This window comes from Paraburkholderia sp. LEh10, assembly GCF_017814945.1.
GTDB lineage: Bacteria > Pseudomonadota > Gammaproteobacteria > Burkholderiales > Burkholderiaceae > Paraburkholderia.
This window is the reverse complement of record NZ_JAGIPX010000038.1, coordinates 1-22,283: the sequence shown is the minus strand read 5'-3', so window position 1 is coordinate 22,283 and position 22,283 is coordinate 1. Positions and strand designations below refer to the sequence as shown.

Sequence of the window (22,283 nt, the reverse complement as noted above, 5' to 3'; positions counted from 1 at the left end):
GAAGCTGATGGGTCAGATAGATCAAATACGACGCATAGCCGAGCAGATGCAATGCCCACGTTAGCAGGCCGATGGTTCTCCAGAACCAGTAAGGGGCAAAATTCGTACTGCGCTGCGCCACAGGAAATTCGCGGCCGCCGCAGCGCCTGCGACGCTCTCGGCTCTTGTGCAATACATAATGAAACCACTGATCACAAAGAAGATATCGACACCGCTCGCGCCAACGTACGCGACGCCTGATGTCAGTAGGCGCGGCGCACCACCGCGATCATAGAACCCAATTTGTTCATTGAAGTGCAGCGCGACAACCGCGATTGCAGCAAGCGCTCGCAGCGCCTGAATTCCGTTTAATTTCCCCGACATCTCTGTTCCGCAGCATCATTGCTAAGAATGTCGAAAATTAGCGCGCCAAAAATCGTTCCACAGTGCTATACCTTACCCAAATCTGATTTAAGTGTTCACGAGAAACTGATTTGAAAATCTGAGCCGAATCTGCCGGGCAGCTTTTAAAGAACGTGCGCGCAAACATTCAGCAGCCGTGCCGATTTTGTTCGACGTTGTATAGCTTCACGTTGCCGCCAGCGGTGACAGCCGATCGACCGCTGGCGGCGCCCGTCAGTCGCCGCAGGAGAACTCGCGATGAGCAACGAGTCAACGCCAAAAGATGCGCCGTCCGCCCGCCAGCCGGCAGCGGACGCGAGTCCCCTCGACGAAGGCGCTCTACTCGAAGACCCGAGCGTGCGCGACCATCCGCGTCATCAGCAGATGTTTCCCGTCCTCACGGATGCGGAGATCGAGAGGATTCGCCGCTTCGGCAATCTGTCGCGCTACCCGGCGGGCGCCATGCTGTATCGCGCGGGAAGCCTCTGCCCCGGCGTGTTCGTGCTGCTTTCGGGCAAGGTGCGGATCGTCGGCCGCGACGGTCTCGGGCACGAGCGCGTGATTCACACCTACACGAAGCGCGGCGAGTTCACCTCGGATGTCACACAGCTCTCGAACAAGCCCGCCGTGGTCGACGCGCACGTGATGGAAGACGTCGAAGCGATGCTGCTGCGTCCGGAAGAACTGAGCGCGATGATGATCAGCGAAGCCGATCTCGGCGAGAAGATCATGCGGGCGCTGATTCTTCGGCGCGTGCTCGTGATCGAACGCGGGCACGGCGTCGTTCTCGTCGGCGCATCGGGCAGCGCGCGGCTCCTTGCGCTGCAGAATTTCCTGCGCCGCAACGTGTTTCCCAACATGACGCTCGATGCGGAACAGGACCCCGAAGCCATCGCGCTGCTCGAACGTCTGACGCCGCAACCCGACGACTTCCCGCTCGTCGTCTGTCCGAATGGCACGGTGCTGCGCAATCCCGACGAAGGGCAACTCGCGTCCTGTCTGGGACTGATACCCGAATTCGATCCGACGCATGTCTACGATGTGGCGATTGTCGGCGCGGGCCCAGCGGGGCTCGCAACGGCCGTCTATGCGGCATCCGAAGGACTGTCCGTTGCGGCGCTCGACTGCCGCGCGCCAGGCGGCCAGGCCGGCACGAGTTCGCGCATCGAAAACTATCTGGGCTTTCCGACGGGAATCACAGGCCATGCGCTGGCAGGCCGCGCGTTCGTCCAGGCGCAGAAGTTCGGTGCGCATATCGGCATTCCGTGCGAGGTCAAAGCGTTGTATTGCGACAAGCGGCCGCCTGTCGTCGAACTCGCCGATAACCGGCGCATCACCGCGCGCACGGTGGTGATCGCGAGCGGCGCCGAATATCGGCGTCCTGACGTCGCCGGTCTGGAGCGCTTCGAAGGCTCAGGCGTGTACTACTGGGCAACCCCCATCGAAGCGAGGCTGTGCCGCAAGGAGCCCGTGCTGCTGATCGGCGGCGGCAATTCGGCGGGACAGGCGGCCGTGTTTCTCGCGTCGCACGCCGAGCATGTGCACATGTTCATTCGCGGCGCGAGCCTCGAACACAGCATGTCGCACTATCTGATCGAACGCATCATGGCGCTCCCGAACGTGACGCTGCACACGCGAATCGAGCTGACGGCAGTCGAAGGCGAGACGCGTCTCGAACGCGTGTCCTACCGTGGCGCGGGCGGCATCGAAGGAAGCATGACGGCGCATCATCTGTTCCTCTTCATCGGCGCCGAGCCGAACACGAGCTGGCTCAAGACGTGTGGCGTATCGCTCGACAGCAAGGGGTTCGTGCTGACGGGACCGGACATTCCCGGGTCCGGCCTGCAATCGATGTCGTTGCAAACCAGCGTCGCGGGCGTCTTTGCGATCGGCGACGTCCGCTCGGGTTCGACCAAGCGGGTTGCGTCGGCGGTGGGCGAAGGCGCGGCCGTGGTCGCGCAGATCCATCGTCTTCTGGCCGACGCGCGCGTAACGTGCTGATCGACGCGGCTGCTGACGACCCGCGCCGCCCGTTGCGCTAGAACCTGTCGACGTCGATCACGGCCTGTGCGAATGCGCGCGGCGCTTCCTGCGGCAGGTTATGCCCGATGCCGCCCGTGATGGTCCGATGCTCATATTTGCCCGTAAATTTCGCTGCGTACACGCTCGGCGGCGGATGCGGCGCGCCGTTGGCATCGCCTTCCAGCGTGATGCTGGGCACGCCGATCGCAGGCGCGGGCACGAGCCGCTGCTCGAGCGGATCGTATTTCGCCTCGCCCTGCGCAAGGCCCTGCCGCCAGCGATAGTTGTGGACCGTGATGTCCACGTGATCGGGGTTGGTGAACGCGGCCGCGCTGCGCTCGAAGGTGGCGTCGTCGAACTTCCACTTGGGCGACGCCTGTTTCCAGATCAGCTTCGCGAAGTCATGCGTGTACTTCTGATAGCCCACACGCCCGCGATCCGTTGCGAAGTAGAACTGATACCACCACTGCGACTCGGCTTCCGGCGGCAGCGGCATCGTGCCCGCCTGCTGATTGCCGATCAGGTAGCCGCTCACGGAGACCAGCGCCTTGCACCGCTGTGGCCACAGCACGGCGATGATGTCGGCGGTGCGCGCGCCCCAGTCGAAGCCCGCCAGCACCGCCTGCTGGATATCGAGCGCATCCATCAGCGCGACGATGTCGGAGGCAATCGCCGTCGGCTGGCCGTTGCGCATCGTGTCGGCGGAAAGAAAGCGCGTCGAACCATAGCCGCGCAGATACGGCACGATCACGCGATAGCCGCGCGCCGCGAGCAGCGGCGCGACATCGACGAAGCTATGGATGTCGTATGGCCAGCCGTGCAGCAAAATGACGGCGGGTCCGTCGCCCGGACCCAGCTCCGCATAACCGACGTTCAGCAAGCCCGCGTCGATCTGTTTGATCGCATCGAACGATGCATGCGCCCGCGCCGTGCCGGCGGCGCCCGCCGGCGGCTGCTTCGCTTGCGCGGCTTGCGCGTCGCCGAATCCGGGCAAGCCGATGTCGAGCGCCCCGAGGCCCGCCGCTGCCGCCACGCTGATAAACCGGCGGCGTCGGGAATTGATCTGGTCCGACATGATGGTTCTCCTTTGATGTGGTTTCGATCGAGAGACGCTCACGCCTTCGTCGGCACGCGTCTCATTGCAATTGATCGGCCGCCGCTTGCGCCGAATGCCTGCGCCACTCGCTGAACGATGGCCCCGTGGGCCGCACGCGGATCTGCGGATCGAGGCGCCGCCACGGCAGATCGGCGGGATCGGCGGCCATCGGGCCGGGCGCTTTCGCGACGAGTATCGCCTGCGCGGCGGGCTGGAAATCAGCGCGGAAATGCACCGAGCTCTTCACGACGAGAATCTTCATCTGCTCGGGCTCGATGCCCGCGACGCGAAAGAAGTTGCGCTCGAAGATCTGCATCTTGACCGTGCTGACGACGATCCGCACGCCGCCGATGCGCAGACACGCAACAGGCCCGAGATCGGCCTGCATGCCGTTCATCATCGGTCCGTCGAAACGGAAGCGGCCATCGGACAGATGCTCGACTTCGAACACGCCGACTAGCGGCTCGTCACCCGGCACGCCCGAGCCGCCCGCCAGCGCGAGTTCGATGCGCGCGCCGACGCCCGCGCGATGCGCCGCTGCGGCAGCCCCGGCATCCCATATCACGCCGACAGCCGCGTGCTGTGCATGATTGCGCAACAACGCGCGCACCATGCCCATCGTGTTCGAATCGCCGCCGACTCCGGGGTTGTCCTGCGTATCGGCGATGATGACGGGCTTGCTCGCGCGCTGACCCGCACGCACGGCTTCGGCGACGGCTTCATCGGGAGAAAGGAAGCGCACGTCCCACTGCGACTCGGCGGCAAGCATGCGCGCGGCGAGCGCATCGACTGCGTGCGCGAGGGCGTCTTCGTCATAGCCGTGCGCCCAGACCATGGGCCCGCATTCCGGGAAGTCGGCGGCCGGAAATCCCGGCGCAAACGAGACGGAAACGACCGGGCCCTGTTCGAGCGAAGCCAGCATGTCGTACATGCCTCGCGCGGGCTCGACGAGCGTGCACATCGCATTGACGGGAATCAGAAACGGAACGCGCCGCGCCACGCACTTCAATGCGCGCTCGTCATGGTGCAGCCTGTCGAGCAGCACGGCTGCGCGCTCGCCCGTTTCGGCCATGTCGACGTGCGGATACGTTCTGTATGCGACGATCGCGCTCGCGAGCTTCAGCATCTTCTGCGTCACGTTCGCATGAAGGTCGAGCGACACGACGAGCGGCATCGCATCGCCGACGATCTCCCGCACGCGCGCCAGCAGTTCGCCTTCGCCGTCGTCGATGTGTTCGGCGACCATCGCGCCGTGCAGATCGAGATAAATCGCATCGAACCCGCCCGCGCGCACGGCAGCGACGATTTCACCCGCGATGCGTTCGTATGCATCTTCTGTCACGTGCGCGGACGCGCTCGCGCCCGCCCAGATCACGGGGATGAGTTCATGCCCCGACGCCTGCGCCGCCTTGATGAAGCCGCCGATCGGCACGTTCACGTCGCGCAGCGTCAGCACGTCGACGCCGCGCGTCAGCGCCGGAAAGCCTTCGCCTTGGATGAAGCTTTGATACGACGCCTTCGTCGGCGCAAAAGTGTTCGTCTCGTGCTGGAAGCCGGCAATCAGGATCTTCATGATGCGTTGGTCCTCTGTTCGGTGCGAGTGAGCGGTTCGATGGCGTCGACGTCAGTTCGATTCGGCGCGCAGCGCGAGGTCTGCCGTATCGCGCGCCGGGTTCCGTGCCTGACGGTTGGCGAGAATCAGCAGGCAGGCGATCACGGGCATGATGGCCATCACGAGCAGCGCCAGATGCGAATTGCCCGTCGCCGCGCGCGCCCAGCCGATCGCGGCGGGACCCCAGAAGCCGCCCGACAGTCCGATGGTGTTGATCAGCGCAATGCCGCCCGCGGCCGCCGGGCCCTTGATGTATTCGGCGGGAATCGCCCAGAACACCGTGTAGGCCATCCACATCGTGGCCGTCGCGGCCGTCAGCAGCGCGAGCGTCGCAATCAGATTGCCCTGCGCGAAGATCGCGGCGACGAGCAGGACAGCGCCCACCAGCGCAGGCACCGCGCAGTGATAACGCCGCTCGCCCGTCCGGTCCGACCTGCGCCCCGCCACGTACATGCCGATGCCCGCGGCGACATAGGGAATCGCGACATACCATCCGAGCCGCAACGTGTCGTTCACGCCTTGTTCCTTGATGAGCGTCGGCAGCCAGAAGCTGATCGCGTAGATCGGGAAGATGATCGAGAAGTACGCGAACGCGAGCATGTACACACGCGGATCGCGGGCCACCGCCTTGAACGAAGGGTTGTGCGCCTCGCTCACACCCGTTTCGGTTTCCAGCAACTGCTTCTCGTCGGCGCTCAGCCAGCGTGCGTCGGCGGGACGGTTCGACAGCACGAACAGCGTGAGCACGCCCAGCACGATGCACGGCAGCCCTTCGACGAGAAACATCCATTGCCAGCCGGCGAGACCATAAACACCCGAGAGCGCCGACATCAGCCACGCAGACAGCGGACCGCCCACGACGCCGCCCAGCGGCCCCGCGAGAAACACGATCGCGATTGCACGCGCCATGCGCGTCGGCCCGTACCAGCGGGACAGGTAATAGATCATGCCCGGCGCGAAGCCCGCTTCAAAGATGCCGAGCAGGAAGCGCATCGCGTAGAACATCGGCACGTTGCGCACGAACAGCATGCTCGCCGACGTCAGCCCCCACAGCACGAGAATGCGGCTGAACGTCTTGCGCGCGCCGATTTTCGGCAGCATCAGGTTGCTCGGCAATTCGAACAGCACGTAGCCGATAAAGAAGATGCCCGCGCCGACGCCGTACGCCGCATCGGAGAAACCGAGGTCGCTTTGCATCTGGAGCTTCGCGAAGCCGACGTTCACTCGATCCAGGTACGCGAACATGTAGCAGGCAAGCAGGAACGGCAGCAAGCGCCAGTTGAGCCGGTTATAGAGCGCGCGAACGGCATCGCTCTCCTTCAGGGTTTGTATCGCTGTCATGTTCGTCTCCAAATGTCCCGTTTGAACGAGGGCTTGCGTTCCTCCATGTTGTCGAGGTAAAACCGTGCGAGCAAGAGCAACTAAGTTCACACTTCGTTGCCTCGCGAGCAACACACCTTTCCGGAGACGCCCGTCATGCGCGAAATCAACCAGCAACGGCTGCGCTACTTCCACGAGGTCCTGTCGCACGGGACCATTCGCGGCGCGGCGGACAGCCTCAACACGTCGCCGTCCGTCATCACGCGCCAGATCAGGCTGCTGGAGGAGGAGCTCGATACGACGCTGTTCGAGCGCGAGGCGCGCGGTGTCAAGCCGACCGAGGCGGCCGCGCATCTGCTTGAGTTCTGGCGCGGATACCGGTCGCAGCAGGAAAAGCTCGAAGACCAGTTGCACCTGCTGAAGGGACTTCAGCAAGGCAGTGTGCAACTGGCCGTCAGCGAAGGTTATGTCGATCCGCTCGTCGAGGAAGTGATCACGCCGTTCTGCGCGAAGTACCCGAAGCTCGACATCGACCTCGAAATTCTCGCCGTCGACGACCTGCTGAGCCGGGTCGCGGAAAGCCGCGCGCATATCGGGCTTGCGTACAATCCGCCGCCGCACCCGCGCATCGAGTACCGCGCGAGCTCGGCGCAGCCCGTCGTGCTGCTGGTGAGGCGCGATCATCCGTTGGCCCTGCGCGGCGTCGCCAGCGTAAACGATCTGCTCGCATGGCCGCTCGCGCTGATGCCCGCCACGTTCGGCATCGGCCATGCCGCAAAAATGCTGGAATTCGCCGAAAACATCGAGATTCGCCCGACGCTCACCAGCAATTCACTGACTGCTCTCAAGCGCTTCGTCGCGCATGGCGACGGCGTCACGCTGATCGGCGAGTTTGCTGCTTACCGCGAACTCGTCGCGGGCGAGCTTGCGATCGTGCCGATCGATCATCCTTTGTTCAAGGGCGCGAAGGCGAGGCTGCTCGTGAAGTCGGGGCGGCCTCTCGCGGCCGCGGCCAACGCATTGCTCGATTGGATCTTGCGCGAGATGCCGATGTTTGCGCAGCGTGACGAAGCCGACAGCCGCTAGCGTCTTTTCGGTGCCGCGAGACATGCTCGCTGCGGGCCAGCGCGTCTCACAGCGCGTCTCACAGCGCCTTTCACTTGCGCGTGACGGCCGACAGTCTCAACGCCGTCGGCTGTTCTCGCGGCGCGTGCGCGTCAGCGCCGTTCGCGCGCTTCGCCAGCATCGCGCACAGACGGCTCGCGCCCACCGAGCCCGTTTCATCTAAATGCATCAACGACTTTATTTAATGAATTGATGCACCAGCAGAATGAAGCCGTGCGAATTCCAAACGCGGCGTGCGTCGATTCAATAGCGCGACGTACAGACTTCACACCACCTCGCTCGAATACGGCTCGTGTGAAACGCAATCCGATTCCGCCTTTACGCACGCTCAAATCAAGCGAATAGAACGCGCGCGATAAGCGGGTTTTATTCGCTACGTCACCGCGCAAATGATCATGAACGCCATTTATGTCGCGCATTTTTGGCCTGAATTTGACGGCAAATTGACGCACCCATATCGTTCGCCCATGCCTGTCCGATTCGCCACGTCGCCCCGCCCGTGAATCACTCGGGAAGCGGGATCTTCAACGTCTTGCTCTGCCCATGCCATGAATCCTCACGCGACAGCCACGCTTGCCCCTTCACCCCGCGCACGCACGACGAGCACGGTGCGCCGTGCGATAACGACGGCCGTGCTCGGCCAGATACTCGAGTGGTACGACTTCTTTCTCTATGGAACGGCCGCCGCGCTCGTATTCGGCAAGCTGTTTTTTCCCGTCGGCAGCGATCCGTTGACGGGCACGATTGCCGCGTTCGGCGGCTTCACGGTCGGCTTCATTGCGCGTCCTTTCGGCGGCGTGCTGTGCGGTCATATCGGCGACCGCTACGGACGCAAGACGGTGATGATGCTCACGCTGCTCACGATGGGCGTTGCCACCGTTTGCATGGGCTTGCTGCCGACCTATCAGCAGATCGGCATCGCGGCGCCCATCGGTCTCGTGCTGCTGCGCATTCTTCAAGGTCTCGCTGCAGGCGGCGAATGGAGCGGCAGCATTCTGATGATCCACGAAAGCGCGCCCGCCTCGAAACGCGGCGCATTCGCAGCGTGGAGCCCTTGCGGCGCGGCATTCGGCTTCGTGCTGTCGACGGCCGCGTTCCTGCTCGCCCAGACGTTGTCGCCCGCGGACTTTCTCGGCTGGGGCTGGCGCGTGCCGTTCCTGTGCAGCGTGGTGCTCGTCGCGCTCGGCCTCTGGATGCGCCGCAGCGTCGACGAAAGCGCCGAATTCGTCGAAGTCAGGGCGACGCAGCGCGAAAGCCGCATGCCCGTCGTCGAAGTGCTGCGCCGTTGTTCGCGCCAGGTGCTCACCGTGTTCGCCCTGCGCTTTGGCGAAGGTGGCGCGTCGTATCTCTTCTTCGCTTTCTCGATCGCGTATGGCCAGTTTCTCGGCATCAAGTCGACGTGGATTCTGAGCGGACTCACGCTGTCGATGCTGCTGATGATCCCCGTGTCGCTGCTGATGGGACGTGTCACCGACAAGATCGGCCGCAAGCCGGTGTACCTCGCGGGTGCCATTGCGATGGTGCTGGTCGCCTATCCGTACTTCGCGCTGCTCAGTTCAGGCGTGCTATGGAAAGTCATCGCTGCGCTCATTCTCGCCAACAGCATCACGCTCGGCATTCTGGAAGGCGCGCAGCCCGCGTTCATCAGCGAATTGCTGCCCGTGCATCTGCGCTTCTCGGGCCTTGGCATCGGACGCGAGATTTCTTCGGTGCTCGGCGGCGGACTCTCGCCGATGATCGCCACCGCACTGCTCGCCCACTATCGCAGCGCCACGCCCGTCGCCATCTACCTCGTCGCGCTCGGCATGGTGACGGTGATCGCGACCTGCATCGCGCCTGAAACGTTTCCCCGAGCCGCGCGCCTCCAGGCAAGACAAGGCGCAGAACCCGTCATCGCCTGATGGTCCGTCCACTTCAACCGATTCGTATAGATCATGCAAAGCCTTCACAGCACTTCGACGTTCGCCCATGAGCCGCGCGTCATCGAGCCGCGCGAACCGTACCCCGAGTATGCCGGTCCCATTTCGCTCGATGTTCTGATCGAAGAAATCGAGCGCAGACGCGACGAGTTCGACGGGCTCTCACACGTGCCGCGCGACATGATCGCGAAGATGAAGCGCGCGGGCATCTATCGCGCGAGCACGCCGCGCCGTTTCGGCGGCGATGCACTGCCGCCGCCGCGCTTTCTGGAGATGCTCGAACGTATCGCGATCGCGGATGGCTCGACGGCATGGGTCGCCGCATTCGGCTCGGCGAATACCTATCTCGCGTCGCTCCCTGTCGAAACCCAGCAGCAGATCTACGCGAAAGGACCCGACCAGGTTTTCGCGGGTGGTCTCTATCCGCTGCAACCCGCGATCGAAGTGCCGGGCGGCTACAGGGTGAACGGCCAGTGGCGCTTCGCGAGCGGCTGCAAGGGCGCCGACTGGATCGGCGTCGGCATCGGCGGCACGCCCGCGGGGGCGGGCGGCGGCAAGCCGTTCACGGCCGTGTTTCCGGCAAGCGAGGTCGAGATCGTCGACAACTGGAACGTCGTCGGCATGCAGGGCACAGGCAGTCACGATCTGCGCCTGCGCGACAAATTCGTCGATACGCAATGGACCTTCGTGCGCGGCGACAACGCACTGATCGACGAGCCGCTGTACCGCTATCCCGCCGTCGCGTACCAGGCCCAGGTGCATGCGGCCGTCAACGTCGGCCTTGCGCGCGCCGCGCTCGACCTGGTGACGGACATGTCGGGTGCGACCAAAACCATGACAGGCGCGCCGCGTCTCGCCGATCGCGGCTATTACCGTTCGGGGCTTGCGAAAGCGGAAGCGCAATGGCGCAGCGCGCGGGCGTTCTTCTACGAGTCCGCGCAAGCCGCATGGGACACGATCATCGAGGGCGACCCCGTCACGCCAGGCCAGGCCAATCTGATGCGGCTGAGCGCGACGCATGCCGCGCAGGTCTGCGCGGAGGTCGTGATGCAGGCATACCAGATGGCCGGCATCGTGGCGATTTACCACGAAAACCGGCTGCAGCGTCTGGTGCGCGATTCGATGGTCGTGACGCAGCATGCGTTCCTCGGTGAAGGCACCTATGACGCGTCGGGCGCGCTGTTCGTCGGCATTGCGCCCGTCACGCCGTATCCGTAATTCAATGCGTGCATTCTGAACACGAGGAGCCAGCCATGACGAACAAAGAGACGAAGCGGCGCTTTCGCGACGCGATGGCGTGCCTGCCCGCAGCCGTCAACGTCATCACCACCGACGGTCCGAGCGGGCGTTGCGGACTCACCGCGAGCGCCGTCTGCTCGGTGACCGACTCGCCGCCGACCATGCTCGTCTGTATCAACCAGGCCAGCTACGTGCACGACGTTCTGCGCGAAAACCGTAGCGTGTGCATCAACGTTCTTGCCGGCGAGTATCAGGATCTCGCGCGCGATTTCGCTGGCATGACGGCGTGCACGATGGCGGAGCGCTTCGCACGCCATGCGTGGAAAGCCGGACGTTCGGCCGCGCCCGTGCTGTCGCACGCGATTGCGAACCTCGAAGGGTCGATCGTCGAACTGAAGACGGTCGGATCGCATTCCGTCATGTTCGTGCGGATCGACGACGTCTCGATTCGCGCGGACGGCGACGGCCTCATCTATTTCGCCCGGCAGTTTCATCGTCTTGCGCGGTCCGCCGCTGCGAGCGCCGGCGCTTCTTCCACGCAATTCGCGAGGTAGCCGTGGAGGTCTGCTTCTTTCTTGCCGGCGATGCCGCGCGCGGCCATTCCGCTTTCGACGGGACGCGCATTTCCCGCTTGCAATCCGCCGCGCGCGAAGTCGAAGGACTGCGCCGCTTCGTACTGCATCTGCCTTCAGGGCAGGACACACGAGCACCGTGTTGCGTCACGCAATGGTATTTCGACGATCTCGATCTGCTGGAGGCAGCCCTCGACACAAAAGGCGCGCTACACGCCGCCGCCGATATCATCGCCCGTTGCGCAAGCAACGTCACATTGCGCCAGCAGGCGATGGCCGTGCGCCGATTCATCGCGCCGCACCGACATCGACCGGATGCACTCGGCGAGCGTTGCACCTATCTCGTCAGCTACGAAGGCGATGCTGTCGATTTCAATGCATGGCTCACGCATTACATGACAAATCATCCGCCGCTGATGACGCAGCTGCCCGGCATACGCGAACTGGAAATCTACACGCGGATCGACAACCGCTCCCAGTTGCGTCATGCGCGCGCGACGGCCATGCAGCGAAACAAGGTCGTGTTCGATGACCTCGCTTCGCTCAATGCCGCGCTCGCCTCTCCCATCCGCGTGCAGATGAAGCACGACTTCGATTCGTTTCCGCCGTATAGCGGGGCCACCCCGCATTACCCGATGCGCAGCATTTACAGTAATCTGACGCAGGAGTGACCGAGCCGACCAAGGACGCGACATGACAAAGACGCCGCCCGGCATCACCGATCTGAATCTTCTGCGCGTGTTCCTGGCCATTTCGGATTTACGCAGCCTGACGGCCGCGGGCGAGCGCCTCGGGCTCACGCAGCCCGCCGTCAGTCATGCGCTGCGCCGCTTGCGCACGCTATTCGACGATCCGCTTTTCGTCCGCACGCCAACGGGCATGGTGCCCACGGATGCCGCCCTCCGTTTGCAGAGTCCCCTCACGCAGGCAATCGGCATCATCAACGTCGCGGTTCAGCAGTTGGCCAGGTTCGACCCCGCGACAGCGCATCGCGTCTTCCGCATCTCGATGTCGGACATGTCGGAGTTCTATTTCCTTCCGCCGTTGCTGGCGATGATCGATCGCACGGCGCCCGGCATCCGGATCGAGGTCGCGAACTTCTCCGTCGATTCCGTGAGCGCCGCAATGCGCAGCGGAGAGATCGATCTCGCGCTCGGCTATGTGCCGGGACTCGACCCCGCGTGCGTGAGCACGACGCTATTCGTCGACGAACACGTGTGCGTGGTCAGGGCGGGCCATCCATTGCGCAGGCGGCATCCGACCAGGGAAGACCTTGCCCGCCTGCGCTATGTGTACGCGAGCTCGAATGCCACGGGTCACCGGATGGTCGAGCAATGGCTGGAAGAATTGAATCTGCGCCGCGACATCGTAGTGCGCTTGCCGCATTTCGTGGTCGCGCCTGAAATCGTTCAGAATACGGATCTCGCCGTCATTTTCCCGAAGAGCATTGCGCAGCGCTTCAATCGCAGCAAGGCGTTTCGCATCCTGCCTCTGCCTTTCTCGTTGCCGCCCATCGAGATTCAGGTCCATACGCACGTCCAGTTCTCCGCCGATCCCGGCATTGCGTGGTTGCGCGAAGCAATCTGCGAGATGTTCTCGGCCTCGGATCGCAGGCCCAGATGAAATTCGCTGCCGTGATTTGCTTTTCTTTCTGGTTAAAAGGCGTATTTAGCCGCCGACTGCTCTCTCTTAAAAGACGGTTCACGAATATCGACTGAGCTTTGTGTTCAAATTGGAATTGCTCATTTCACGCCGGCCCTGGCCTAAAAGGTTGAATCGCTTTCGATTCGTAAGCGGCTTGCAGCCGGGAATAATAGACGTTTAAAAGCTATTGTTTCATCCGTTGACGGCTGTCGGAAAGAACACCTGGAAGACAGAGAAAACGTTAAACATATGAACATGTCGCGATTCGATTCCGGCAGGCTGTCGCGCTTTTTCCTTTTTCTTCTCTTCGGCTATTTCGCGCTTGCCGGGACTGCCCATGCTGCTTCCGCCGACTGCCGCGCGGGCCGTCTCGTCACGGTGGTCGCGCATCTCGACGACGACCTGCTGTTCGTCGAACCGTCGATCGGCGAGCAATTGCGGGCAGGATGGTGCGTGACCACAGTTCATCTGATCGGCGGCGCCAACGGCGCCAGTTTCGCGTATGTGCAAAAGCGCGAAGAGGCATCGCGGCTGGCGTATGCACGGCTTGCGGGCGTGCGCAACGATTGGGACGAGTCGACGGTGCGGATCGCGGGCAAGCCAGTGTTTCAACTGACGCTGAAGGCGCAGCCTCGCGTGCAGCTTCTCGAGCTTCGTCTTCCTGGCGGCGCAGTTCGCGGCGGCCGCGTGCCGCTCGCGTTGCTCTGGGACCAGGGCGCCACGCTGACGACCTACCCGATGGGGCGCGGCGACATCGCGCCCGCGCGTTACGCGCGCGATTCGCTCTCCGCCGTCCTCCACGCGATACTGCAGGACGCCACGAAGATCGACACGCTCAACCCGGACACCGTGCCGTTCATCGAGCACCCCGATCACATCTATGCCGCACGTATCACCCGGCACATCGGGCAAACCCTGGGCCGGTCCATTCCCATCGCGTACTACATCACCTATCCGACGGGAAACTGGCCGCCTGCCCTGTTCGGCGAAGAAGCGCAGCGCAAGCGCGACGTCACGGCGAGCTATTTCTCGATCGACGGCGGCGATACGGCCCACGTGTTCGGCGAGTACCAATGGGACGGCAACTGGGTCTTGCGCCGGTACGCGCGCAACGACAGCACCAGCCGCCCGACACCGGATTTCGTCGCCCTTCCTTCCGTGCTGTTCAACATAGCGTCGAGCGAATGCCTGACCTCGCGAGGCAACGATCGCGAGCCCGAACTCGCGCGGTGCGACGATTCCATCGCCCAGCAATGGAAGTGGGAACCGAGAGCGACGTATGCGGGCAATCAGCACAATGCGGCGCTCGTCTCCGCCGCCACGGGACAATGCGTCACGGAAGACGACGGCAGGTTGACGCAAGCGCCATGCGAAGAATGGAACCCGTCGCAACGGTGGACGCCGTGGGACTTTGGTCTGATCTTTACGCCGTCGCGGCGTTGCCTTGGAGAAGAAAGCGGCCGGCTTCACGTTCGCGGGTGCGCGTCGCTCACCACCCGATACAGATGGTCGACGGCGCGTCCGACGTCGGCCACCGATCTGCGCCTCGCAGGCGCGATGTACGGCGACCTGACGGGCAGCGGCATGCCTTCGGCCGTCTATGTTCAACGACGCGCCGACGGCCCCGGCTTCGACGTCTACGTACAGCCGTTGAACAGAGCCGGCGGCGGCGCGAGCTGGTACGCAAACGCGGTGCCTTTCGATAGCCGCGCGACGACGCCGACATGCGGCGCCGATACGCTGTGCTTCGACAGCGCGCGCTTCGTCGTCGGCGACTTCGATGGCGACGGTCGCGCGGATCTGATGGCCGTCACGCCGAGAAACGGCGGTTCCGCCTTCTGGCTGTTGCGCAGCACGGGCAGCGGATTCGCCGCGCCCGTTCTGTGGTTTCAGAGCGACGGGCGAATGCCCGCCGATCGCGTTCAGCAATACATGTCCTCCTCGGCGGCTGACACGCCGCGCGCCAGCATACTGGTCACGGTGCAGCAATCAGCCGGTCACGTCGAGCTATGGACAGTCGGCGCGAACGAAACGGGGATCGTCGAACAAACCAGGGTGCTCGACGACAACCGTCTGCACGGCAACGTGAAGTTGCTCGCAGTGAAAAGCGCGCATGACGATGCCTCGACGTTCGTCGCCGTTCAGCGTGCCGAAGACAGGCGGCACATATCCGTCACGACGCTGCGCGCAGCAAGTGGGCACTGGACCATCGAAGCCACGTCTGTCCTGCCGTCGCAATTCGAACTCGACACGACGCGCTTTGCAATCGACGACAGCCATGCAGGCAAAGACCCGGCGCTTGTCATGACGGTGCCGCATTTTGCCGAACCCGGCGGCGTGGACGTATGGCGATGGCGCTTCGCGCATGCCGAATCGGCGCCCGTTCTGCTCGGCTATCTGCGCGATCGCCGATGGGCGGACGCGGCGCCGTCGATCGTGCAAGACGGCAGCGGCAGGACACTCGTCTTCTACGAGCGAATCGACGCGATACTCAGCAACACGCTTTTTACGGCAGGGAATGCCGCGCTGGCGCGGTACTCCTTTAACGAAAATGACATGCAAATTATTCCAATGGGACTTTCACAACTTCCCGCGATGTATTCGGAAACATTGTGGCGAGAGCGTCTCACCCAGTAAAAAGGCATTGCATCTTTTTGAATGAAAAGCGCTCGCATCCGCATTGAAGAAGCAATGGAAATGATGTAGCGACGGGCAAGCGTGTCCAGTAATGACTAGTGGTTGACCGAATGTCGGAAGTGCGATTGGTTATGGTATATGCACGAAAGGGAAGCACAACAATTGACGATCGACCCACGCAACCGTACGCTGCAGAAGAGAGAGAAGACAACGGTCAGACATCGATGATCCGGCTCTCTTTGTACAAGACCTATTCAAAACGGTGACCAGTGCGGATATTACAAGTCGTCTATGTGCCACGTCTGTCTGGCGCGGAGATTCTGGCAAAGGGTCTTGCGATCCAGCATAGGGAGGGAGGCCACGAAGTCTGTATCGCCTCGATGCAACCGCAAATGGCAGACTTCGATGACAGCCGCCGCGAACTGGCGGCTGCGGATGTCTTATGCGATTTTCCGGACTCCCGTCAGAGCAGGTTGGGACGCCTGATGCATCTGCGTCGCTGCATACGGCAATTTCGACCGGACATCATCATCGCGCACGCAACGCTTGCCGCGCTCTATGTCCGTCTGCTTCCGAATGCCGCGCCCGTCGTGTATGTGATGCACTCGGGCTCCAACGATTTCGCCAATCCGAAGCTGAGATGGGCCGAGCGCATGTTGTCGCATCGGGCCCGCGCGGTCGTCGGCGTATCGCCGCAAAATACGCACGACTATCTGCGCGAGGTCGGCCCGCACCCGCTCGTGACGGTGATTCCCAATGGCGTCGATCTGCCGCGCTTCCGGAATGCGGCGGCGCCATCGAGCTTCGCCGAACGTGGCGCGACACGACAGATCGTGCAGTTGGGCCGCTATGTCGCCGACAAGGGGCAACTCGAAACCATTCGCGCGTTTGAAATCGTGCTGCAACACGAGCCTGATACGCGATTGCTGCTATGCGGCGTCCTCGAAGACGAGGTGTATCACGACAAGGCGATGAACCTCGTGCATCGCCTGAATCTGGCTGAGCATGTCGCGTTGAGCGGTCCGGCAACGAATGTCGCTGCGATCCTGCAGGCGTCACACGTGTTCGCGATGCCTTCTCATACGGAGGCGCACAGCATCGGCTTTCTTGAAGCACTCGCGTCGGGTATCCCCGTCGTCGCAAGCCGCATCGCAGCATTCGAATTTGCGCGCGAATTTCCGGGCGTGTCGCTCGTCGACACGAACAATCCTTCCGTGTATGCACGCGCACTGATTCATGCGCTGCGCGCGCCACGCGTCTATCGTCCGCTGGATGGGTACACGTTGCACGACACGGCGGAGAGTTATCTGAAGATCGCGCAGACCATCTTCGATTCGGGCCGCATCTCGAGAAGATCATCGATGGCGGGCTTGAAGAGCAACTAGCCATCGATGTGAGCGCGGGAACAATACCGCTGCGTAAATCGTTTACCGCTATGTGCGTCGACAGATTCGTTTAGGCAATGCGCGCCGCCTGAACGACACACTCGCTCACTGCCAACGGGCGATCTGCACGATGCGCGCCAGGTCCCCGATCGATCGCCTTCCAAACCGCGTCATGCACACGCACTGCGATTCGTCTGGAAAGTAGCGTGCTGCGTGCGCCCGCCCACATTCTCGGACTTGTCGCCCAAGGCAGCATGAGAAATTGAGGGCGGACCGAAGCATTCCTTGGCTCGATGGCATCACGGTATCGACTGGAAATGCTTCTCGAATCGAGACGGGTATTCGGAGCTCCGGTCCAGTTCATTCAGGCTAGGAAGAAAAAAATGGTGTCCACACAAACGCCTCAAAAACCCGATCCGAACGACGCCGAGGGCATGGACGACATACTCCGTCGATTGCGGCACGTCGCCCTCGTGCTGTTCGACGGCTTCGATCTGCTGAGCGCCAGCGTGATCGCCAACACGCTGGAAATCGCGAGCGATCTGTCAACCCGAGGTCCCATCCAGTGGTCATATCAGATCGCCACGCTTGCGCCGCGCGACGGCTACATCGTCAGTTCCGCGGAACTGCGCGTCTGCGCGGAAGCATTCGACACCTACATGCAGCATGATTTCGACGCGATCTTCGCGGTCGTCGGCAGCGACGCTACCGTCGACTCCGATGCGATACCGCTGCTCGCATGGATCAACCGTGCCCGCGCCAAGACCGCCGATGTCCGCCTGGTGGGCGCGACGCTGAGCGCGCCCGAAGGCCGCGCTTACGGCACGCAGCGCAGTCCGGACCAGGACCGCGAGCACGGCCCGGATTGCACGGCGCACACCAATCCGGCCGGACCTTGCGCCGACTGCAAGACGCGCATGCAAAGCCTCAACGACGCGCTGACGGGCGCACTGAAGCTGATCCGCCGCGACATGGGCGACAGCATCGCGCGCCGTGTCGCGGACCGTCTGTCGATCTGCTCGCACGACATGCTGAACGCGATCTTCGAGGACGTGGTCGGCAGCACGCCAGCGGAGAAAGTGCGCGCGGCCGCGCACTGGCTGCAGGACAACTGCCGCCGCCAGGTGACGATAGAAGACGCCGCGCAGGTCGCCGCGATGAGTGAGCGCAGCCTGCTGCGCCACTTCAGAAGCGAGCTCGGCATGACGCCTTCCGACTATCTGATGCATGCGCGGCTCCAGGTCGTCTGCAGCCTGCTGGCCGAAACGGATCTGCCCGTCGACAAGGTGGCCAAGCGCGCCGGCATGACGAGCGGCGATCATCTCGCACGAAGCTTCCGCCGGCACATGAAGACCTCGCCAAGCGAATATCGCGCACAGCACAGGCTGCATTGCTGAATTGCGCGCCGCGCAGTGCGGTATGCTGACGTCTTTTGCCATTCATCGAATCGACGATGTCCGACGAATACGAAGTTCACGGCCCACACGATCACGCAATCGAACACGCAGGTTCTCACGGAAGCGACAGCAGCGCGTCGCGCATCGCGGTCATGACCGCCATTCTCGCGAGCGTCGGCGCAATTGCCGCCTATCAGAGCGGCGCCAATGAAAACCTCGCGCTCTTCTACAAGAACGAAGCAGCCATCCTCAAGACGGAGGCCGCGAACCAGTGGGCCTACTATCAGGCGAAGGGCGAAAAGCAGAACCTCGCTGAACTGGGCGCCGCGCTGACGGACCCCGCATCGGCCGCGCACGCGAAGTTCGTCACCGACGTGCAGCGCTACAAGACGGAGAAAGAACCGATTCGCCAACAGGCGGAGTCACTCGAAAAGCAGGTGACGAAGGACAACGGCGTCAGCGAGTCCTTGCAGCACCAGCATCACCGCTGGGCTCAGGCGACGACGCTGATCCAGATTTCGATCGCGCTCGCCGCGATCACGCTGCTCACGAAAAAACGCTGGCTGCAGAAGCTGACGATCGGCATGGCCGTCGTGTCCGTCGGCTTTTTCCTTTCCGCATTGATGGCATTGTGAATGCGGCGACCGGCCGGGCGCTCATTGCGCCGCGCTGAGCTTGCGCCATAACGTCGTCTTGCTGATGCCGAGCGCCCTGCACGCGGCATCGCGATCGCCGCCGCAAGCAGCCAGCACCGCGCGTATTTCATCCGCCTCGACATGGCGGCTGCGTTCGCGCAACGTCAGCGCGCCCTTCCTGCGCGGCTCCGATGAAGCGGATAGTTCCGGCGCAACGACATCCAGCATGTCGCGCGTGAATTCGTCGTGCGCGTTGCCTTCGCTGTCGGCGAGTTCGACGGCGATCCGTTCGATCACATTCTGCAATTCACGCACGTTGCCGGGCCATGCATAGCGGCGCAACGGTTCGCCGATCTGCGCGAGCACGCGGGTCGCCGCCTGCAGGTCCGGCACGCGCGCCGCGAGTCGCGGCTCACGCGCGGCAGCCTGCAGCAGCAGTTCGGCCGCAAGCGGCATCACGTCCGCCGTACGCTCGCGCAGCGGCGGCAATGCAATGCTCAAGATGTTCAACCGATAGTAGAGGTCGGCGCGGAACGTCCCGGCTTCGACGCCTTCCGTCAGCGCCCGGTGCGTCGCCGCGACGACGCGTATATCGACGCGCGTCGGCTCAGTCGAGCCGAGCCGCACCACTTCCCTTTCCTGCAGCACGCGCAACAGGCGGCTTTGCAGCGGCAACGGCATCTCGCCGATTTCATCGAGAAACAGCGTGCCGCGATGCGCCGCTTCGATCAGCCCGGCCTTGCCGCCCTTGCGCGCGCCCGTGAACGCGCCTTCGTCGTAGCCGAACAGCTCGCTTTCCAGCAGCGCCTCCGGAAACGCGCCGCAATTGATCGCGACGAATGCGAAGTCGCGCCGCGCGCTCAGATGATGCATGCTCTGCGCGACCATCTCCTTGCCGGTGCCGCTCTCGCCGAGTATCAGCACGGTCGCGTCGGACTTCGCGTAACGCCGCACGAGCGTGCGCACACGTTCGATCGACGGACATTCGCCTACGAGATCATCGAGCCGGTAACGCGCGGTGAACTGCTGCGAGCGCTGCCGCGAACGCAGCGTGCGATCGAGCCGTTCGACGGCACGCGATTCCTGGAACGTCAGCACGGTGCCCGCCGCGGGACCGGCGCCCGCGAGCGGCCCGCGATGCACGACGTAGCTCGCGCCGCGCACGGACACGAGCGTATCGCTGCCGGTATCGGGCAGCGCGTTGGCGAGATCGGGCGCAAGTTGCTGCAGCGGCACGCCCGCCGCGTTCGCGGCGTCGATGCCGAGCACGCTCGCCAGACGCTGGTTGATCGCTTCGACGCGCCCTTGCGCATCGAGCGCGACGACGCCATCGCGCAAGTGCTGCAACAGGTTGTCCAGACGCTGCCGCCGCACGCCTTCCGCGCGCGTGGCCTGCGCGACTTCGAGCGCGGTATCGAACGCGCCTCGCACCGACGTGCGCGAATACAGGAACACGGCCGCCATGCCGGCGCGCTCCGCGAGATCGGTCACGTGCCCCGGCCCGACTACGGCATCCACGCCGCGTTCGCGCAGCTCGCGCACGCAGTTCTCCGCATCTTCGGTGGAGCGGTACGACGCGTAGATCACGTCGATGCCGTATGCGGCCGTGAAGCGCTTGACCTCGTCGGGCGTCTCGCCGTGCGTGACGAGCGCCACCGTGCCGCCGTCGCGCCGCGCGCGCGCGAGCGCCTGCATCACGTCGAAGCCCGTCGGCGAGATCACCACCACGGGCATGTTCACGCGCGTCCTCAGATACGCGCCGTTCGAGCCGCCCGCGACGATTACATCGGGACGCTCCCCGCCCGCCGCCTCGATCTCCTGCACGGCGTCCCCGAACCCGCGCGCGACCACGCGCAAGTCCGCGCGGCCCGCATACTCGCTGGCGATATCGACGAACAGGTCGCGCAAGCGGCTGATGCCCATCGCCCAGATGCGCGGGCGCGCGTTCGAAACGGTGGAAGGTGTGCTCATGGAAGCTGCCACGTACGGATGCCGGATCAGCGCTATTATGCGCGCCAAATTTCAGAGCAGAAACCTGTGAATTCCACTTTTGAAATCCACGCGAATTGCCGTCTGGCCGCACATGCCGCGAAATCAGCAACTTAGTGCGGCGGACAAGCTTGGCACGCCACTTGCAGATAACGGCCCGCAATCACTGGAGCCTCAAATTGAACACAGCCAAACAACCCGCTAGCGCCGGCGCCGCGTTCCGCCAGGCCGTCGCAGAAGGACAACCGCTGCAGGTGGTCGGCGCGATCACCGCCTACGCCGCGAAGATGGCCGAAGCCGTCGGCTTCAAGGCGCTGTACCTGTCGGGTGGCGGCGTCGCCGCGAACTCGCTCGGCATTCCCGACCTGGGCATCAGCACAATGGACGACGTGCTGACGGACGCCCGCCGCATCACCGATGCGACCAACCTGCCGCTGCTCGTCGATATCGACACCGGCTGGGGCGGCGCATTCAATATCGCGCGCACGGTGCGCTCGTTCATTAAGGCAGGCGTCGCGGCCGTCCATCTGGAAGACCAGGTCGGCCAGAAGCGCTGCGGGCATCGGCCGAACAAGGAAGTCGTCGCGAAGGAAGAGATGGTGGACCGCGTGAAGGCCGCCGTCGATGCGCGCACCGACGACCAGTTCGTCATCATGGCCCGCACCGACGCAGCCGCCTCCGAAAGCATCGACGCCGCGATCGAGCGCGCCGTCGCCTATGTCGAAGCGGGCGCCGACATGATCTTCCCGGAAGCAATGCGCACGCTCGACGATTACCGGCGCTTCAAGGCCGCCGTGAAGGTGCCGATTCTCGCGAACCTGACCGAGTTCGGCGCAACGCCGTTCTTCACGACGACGGAACTGCGCGACTCGAACGTCGATATCGCGCTGTACTGCTGCGGTGCGTATCGCGCGATGAACGCGGCTGCGCTGAATTTCTACGAAACGGTGCTGCGCGACGGCACGCAAAAAGCCGCCGTGCCGACCATGCAGACCCGCGAAGATCTGTATAAATACCTTGGCTATCACGCGTACGAGGACAAGCTCGACGCGCTGTTCGCCGCAAAGAAGTAATCGAATTGGAGGAAGACACATGAGCGAAGCAGACAACGGCACACCGACCACGGGTGCATTCAAGCCGAAAAAATCGGTGGCCCTGTCGGGCGTGACGGCGGGCAATACCGCCCTGTGCACGGTCGGCAAGACGGGTAACGACCTGCACTACCGCGGCTATGACATCCTCGATATCGCGGGGGCGTGCGAGTTCGAGGAAGTCGCGTATCTGCTCGTGCACGGCAAGCTGCCGAACGC

At 63.4% G+C, this 22,283-nt stretch carries 19 protein-coding genes; 13 read left to right on the top strand and 6 right to left on the bottom strand.

Translation table 11 applies throughout. The annotated features are described in order from the left end of the window. Window positions 1–60 precede the first annotated feature (60 nt). The gene (locus J8I87_RS27240) at window positions 61–363 is read right to left on the bottom strand and encodes an acyltransferase family protein (RefSeq protein ID WP_209935177.1); all 303 of its coding nucleotides are present in this window, start codon (window positions 361–363) and stop codon (window positions 61–63) included. A gap of 276 nt (window positions 364–639) precedes the next feature. Between J8I87_RS27240 and J8I87_RS27235 the strand changes: the two genes are divergently transcribed. Then, window positions 640–2,382, top strand: a complete 1,743-nt coding sequence (locus J8I87_RS27235; RefSeq protein WP_209935176.1) for an FAD-dependent oxidoreductase — start codon at window positions 640–642, stop codon at window positions 2,380–2,382. A gap of 37 nt (window positions 2,383–2,419) precedes the next feature. Here the strand turns inward: J8I87_RS27235 and J8I87_RS27230 are convergent, their stop codons facing one another. From J8I87_RS27230 to J8I87_RS27220, 3 genes are all read right to left on the bottom strand, one after another. After that, window positions 2,420–3,478: an alpha/beta fold hydrolase gene (locus J8I87_RS27230; protein WP_209935175.1), complete on the bottom strand. Its 1,059-nt coding sequence runs from the start codon at window positions 3,476–3,478 to the stop codon at window positions 2,420–2,422. A 61-nt stretch (window positions 3,479–3,539) separates the two neighbouring features. Further along, the gene (locus J8I87_RS27225; protein ID WP_209935174.1) at window positions 3,540–5,072 is read right to left on the bottom strand and encodes a M81 family metallopeptidase; all 1,533 of its coding nucleotides are present in this window, start codon (window positions 5,070–5,072) and stop codon (window positions 3,540–3,542) included. A gap of 51 nt (window positions 5,073–5,123) precedes the next feature. Continuing rightward, a complete protein-coding gene (locus J8I87_RS27220) occupies window positions 5,124–6,452 on the bottom strand; it encodes an MFS transporter (RefSeq protein ID WP_209935172.1) in 1,329 nt (442 codons plus the stop codon). Between the two features lie 135 nt (window positions 6,453–6,587). Between J8I87_RS27220 and J8I87_RS27215 the strand changes: the two genes are divergently transcribed. Then, complete coding sequence (locus tag J8I87_RS27215) at window positions 6,588–7,517, top strand: LysR family transcriptional regulator (RefSeq protein WP_209935171.1); 930 nt, start codon at window positions 6,588–6,590, stop codon at window positions 7,515–7,517. Window positions 7,518–7,587: 70 nt separating this feature from the next. Here the strand turns inward: J8I87_RS27215 and J8I87_RS27210 are convergent, their stop codons facing one another. Further along, window positions 7,588–7,725 carry a hypothetical protein gene (locus J8I87_RS27210; protein ID WP_209935170.1) on the bottom strand — a complete coding sequence of 46 codons (138 nt, stop codon included), beginning with the start codon at window positions 7,723–7,725 and terminating at the stop codon, window positions 7,588–7,590. Window positions 7,726–8,104: 379 nt separating this feature from the next. Here J8I87_RS27210 and J8I87_RS27205 point away from each other — a divergent pair, with 379 nt between their 5' ends. From J8I87_RS27205 to J8I87_RS27165, 9 genes are all read left to right on the top strand, one after another. Beyond that, window positions 8,105–9,457: an MFS transporter gene (locus J8I87_RS27205; RefSeq protein WP_209935168.1), complete on the top strand. Its 1,353-nt coding sequence runs from the start codon at window positions 8,105–8,107 to the stop codon at window positions 9,455–9,457. A 33-nt stretch (window positions 9,458–9,490) separates the two neighbouring features. Continuing rightward, complete coding sequence (locus tag J8I87_RS27200; protein ID WP_209935167.1) at window positions 9,491–10,693, top strand: acyl-CoA dehydrogenase family protein; 1,203 nt, start codon at window positions 9,491–9,493, stop codon at window positions 10,691–10,693. A 35-nt stretch (window positions 10,694–10,728) separates the two neighbouring features. Further along, a complete protein-coding gene (gene hpaC / locus J8I87_RS27195; RefSeq protein ID WP_209935166.1) occupies window positions 10,729–11,268 on the top strand; it encodes a 4-hydroxyphenylacetate 3-monooxygenase, reductase component in 540 nt (179 codons plus the stop codon). A 2-nt stretch (window positions 11,269–11,270) separates the two neighbouring features. Beyond that, window positions 11,271–11,957 (top strand): EthD family reductase, encoded by a 687-nt coding sequence (locus J8I87_RS27190; RefSeq protein WP_209935165.1) that lies wholly within the window; start codon window positions 11,271–11,273, stop codon window positions 11,955–11,957. A 22-nt stretch (window positions 11,958–11,979) separates the two neighbouring features. Further along, complete coding sequence (locus tag J8I87_RS27185; RefSeq protein ID WP_209935164.1) at window positions 11,980–12,909, top strand: LysR family transcriptional regulator; 930 nt, start codon at window positions 11,980–11,982, stop codon at window positions 12,907–12,909. Window positions 12,910–13,179: 270 nt separating this feature from the next. Further along, the gene (locus J8I87_RS27180; RefSeq protein WP_209935163.1) at window positions 13,180–15,567 is read left to right on the top strand and encodes a PIG-L family deacetylase; all 2,388 of its coding nucleotides are present in this window, start codon (window positions 13,180–13,182) and stop codon (window positions 15,565–15,567) included. A gap of 269 nt (window positions 15,568–15,836) precedes the next feature. Then, complete coding sequence (locus J8I87_RS27175) at window positions 15,837–16,952, top strand: glycosyltransferase (protein ID WP_209935161.1); 1,116 nt, start codon at window positions 15,837–15,839, stop codon at window positions 16,950–16,952. A gap of 383 nt (window positions 16,953–17,335) precedes the next feature. Beyond that, the gene (locus J8I87_RS27170) at window positions 17,336–18,349 is read left to right on the top strand and encodes a helix-turn-helix domain-containing protein (RefSeq protein ID WP_209935159.1); all 1,014 of its coding nucleotides are present in this window, start codon (window positions 17,336–17,338) and stop codon (window positions 18,347–18,349) included. 56 nt (window positions 18,350–18,405) lie between these two features. Beyond that, window positions 18,406–18,984: a DUF4337 domain-containing protein gene (locus J8I87_RS27165; protein WP_209935158.1), complete on the top strand. Its 579-nt coding sequence runs from the start codon at window positions 18,406–18,408 to the stop codon at window positions 18,982–18,984. A 21-nt stretch (window positions 18,985–19,005) separates the two neighbouring features. On the opposite strand, the gene prpR is transcribed toward J8I87_RS27165, so the two are convergent. After that, on the bottom strand, window positions 19,006–20,955 hold the full coding sequence (gene prpR, locus J8I87_RS27160) for a propionate catabolism operon regulatory protein PrpR (RefSeq protein WP_209935157.1): 1,950 nt from the start codon (window positions 20,953–20,955) through the stop codon (window positions 19,006–19,008). Between the two features lie 197 nt (window positions 20,956–21,152). Between prpR and prpB the strand changes: the two genes are divergently transcribed. Together prpB and J8I87_RS27150 are read left to right on the top strand one after the other, a co-directional pair. Then, the gene (prpB, locus tag J8I87_RS27155) at window positions 21,153–22,046 is read left to right on the top strand and encodes a methylisocitrate lyase (RefSeq protein WP_209935156.1); all 894 of its coding nucleotides are present in this window, start codon (window positions 21,153–21,155) and stop codon (window positions 22,044–22,046) included. A 19-nt stretch (window positions 22,047–22,065) separates the two neighbouring features. Continuing rightward, window positions 22,066–22,283: citrate/2-methylcitrate synthase (locus J8I87_RS27150; protein ID WP_280923102.1), on the top strand; the 218-nt coding region annotated here is incomplete at its 3' end.

Coding starts and splice junctions, on each gene's coding strand:
- J8I87_RS27165 (WP_209935158.1), top strand. CDS start 18,406: ATGTCCGACGAATACGAAGTTCACGGCCCACACGATCACGCAATCGAA.
- J8I87_RS27185 (WP_209935164.1), top strand. CDS start 11,980: ATGACAAAGACGCCGCCCGGCATCACCGATCTGAATCTTCTGCGCGTG.
- J8I87_RS27170 (WP_209935159.1), top strand. CDS start 17,336: ATGGTGTCCACACAAACGCCTCAAAAACCCGATCCGAACGACGCCGAG.
- J8I87_RS27215 (WP_209935171.1), top strand. CDS start 6,588: ATGCGCGAAATCAACCAGCAACGGCTGCGCTACTTCCACGAGGTCCTG.
- hpaC (WP_209935166.1), top strand. CDS start 10,729: ATGACGAACAAAGAGACGAAGCGGCGCTTTCGCGACGCGATGGCGTGC.
- J8I87_RS27210 (WP_209935170.1), bottom strand. CDS start 7,725: ATGCATTTAGATGAAACGGGCTCGGTGGGCGCGAGCCGTCTGTGCGCG.
- J8I87_RS27180 (WP_209935163.1), top strand. CDS start 13,180: ATGAACATGTCGCGATTCGATTCCGGCAGGCTGTCGCGCTTTTTCCTT.
- prpR (WP_209935157.1), bottom strand. CDS start 20,955: ATGAGCACACCTTCCACCGTTTCGAACGCGCGCCCGCGCATCTGGGCG.
- J8I87_RS27220 (WP_209935172.1), bottom strand. CDS start 6,452: ATGACAGCGATACAAACCCTGAAGGAGAGCGATGCCGTTCGCGCGCTC.
- J8I87_RS27225 (WP_209935174.1), bottom strand. CDS start 5,072: ATGAAGATCCTGATTGCCGGCTTCCAGCACGAGACGAACACTTTTGCG.
- J8I87_RS27200 (WP_209935167.1), top strand. CDS start 9,491: ATGCAAAGCCTTCACAGCACTTCGACGTTCGCCCATGAGCCGCGCGTC.
- J8I87_RS27240 (WP_209935177.1), bottom strand. CDS start 363: ATGTCGGGGAAATTAAACGGAATTCAGGCGCTGCGAGCGCTTGCTGCA.
- J8I87_RS27235 (WP_209935176.1), top strand. CDS start 640: ATGAGCAACGAGTCAACGCCAAAAGATGCGCCGTCCGCCCGCCAGCCG.
- J8I87_RS27230 (WP_209935175.1), bottom strand. CDS start 3,478: ATGTCGGACCAGATCAATTCCCGACGCCGCCGGTTTATCAGCGTGGCG.
- J8I87_RS27205 (WP_209935168.1), top strand. CDS start 8,105: ATGAATCCTCACGCGACAGCCACGCTTGCCCCTTCACCCCGCGCACGC.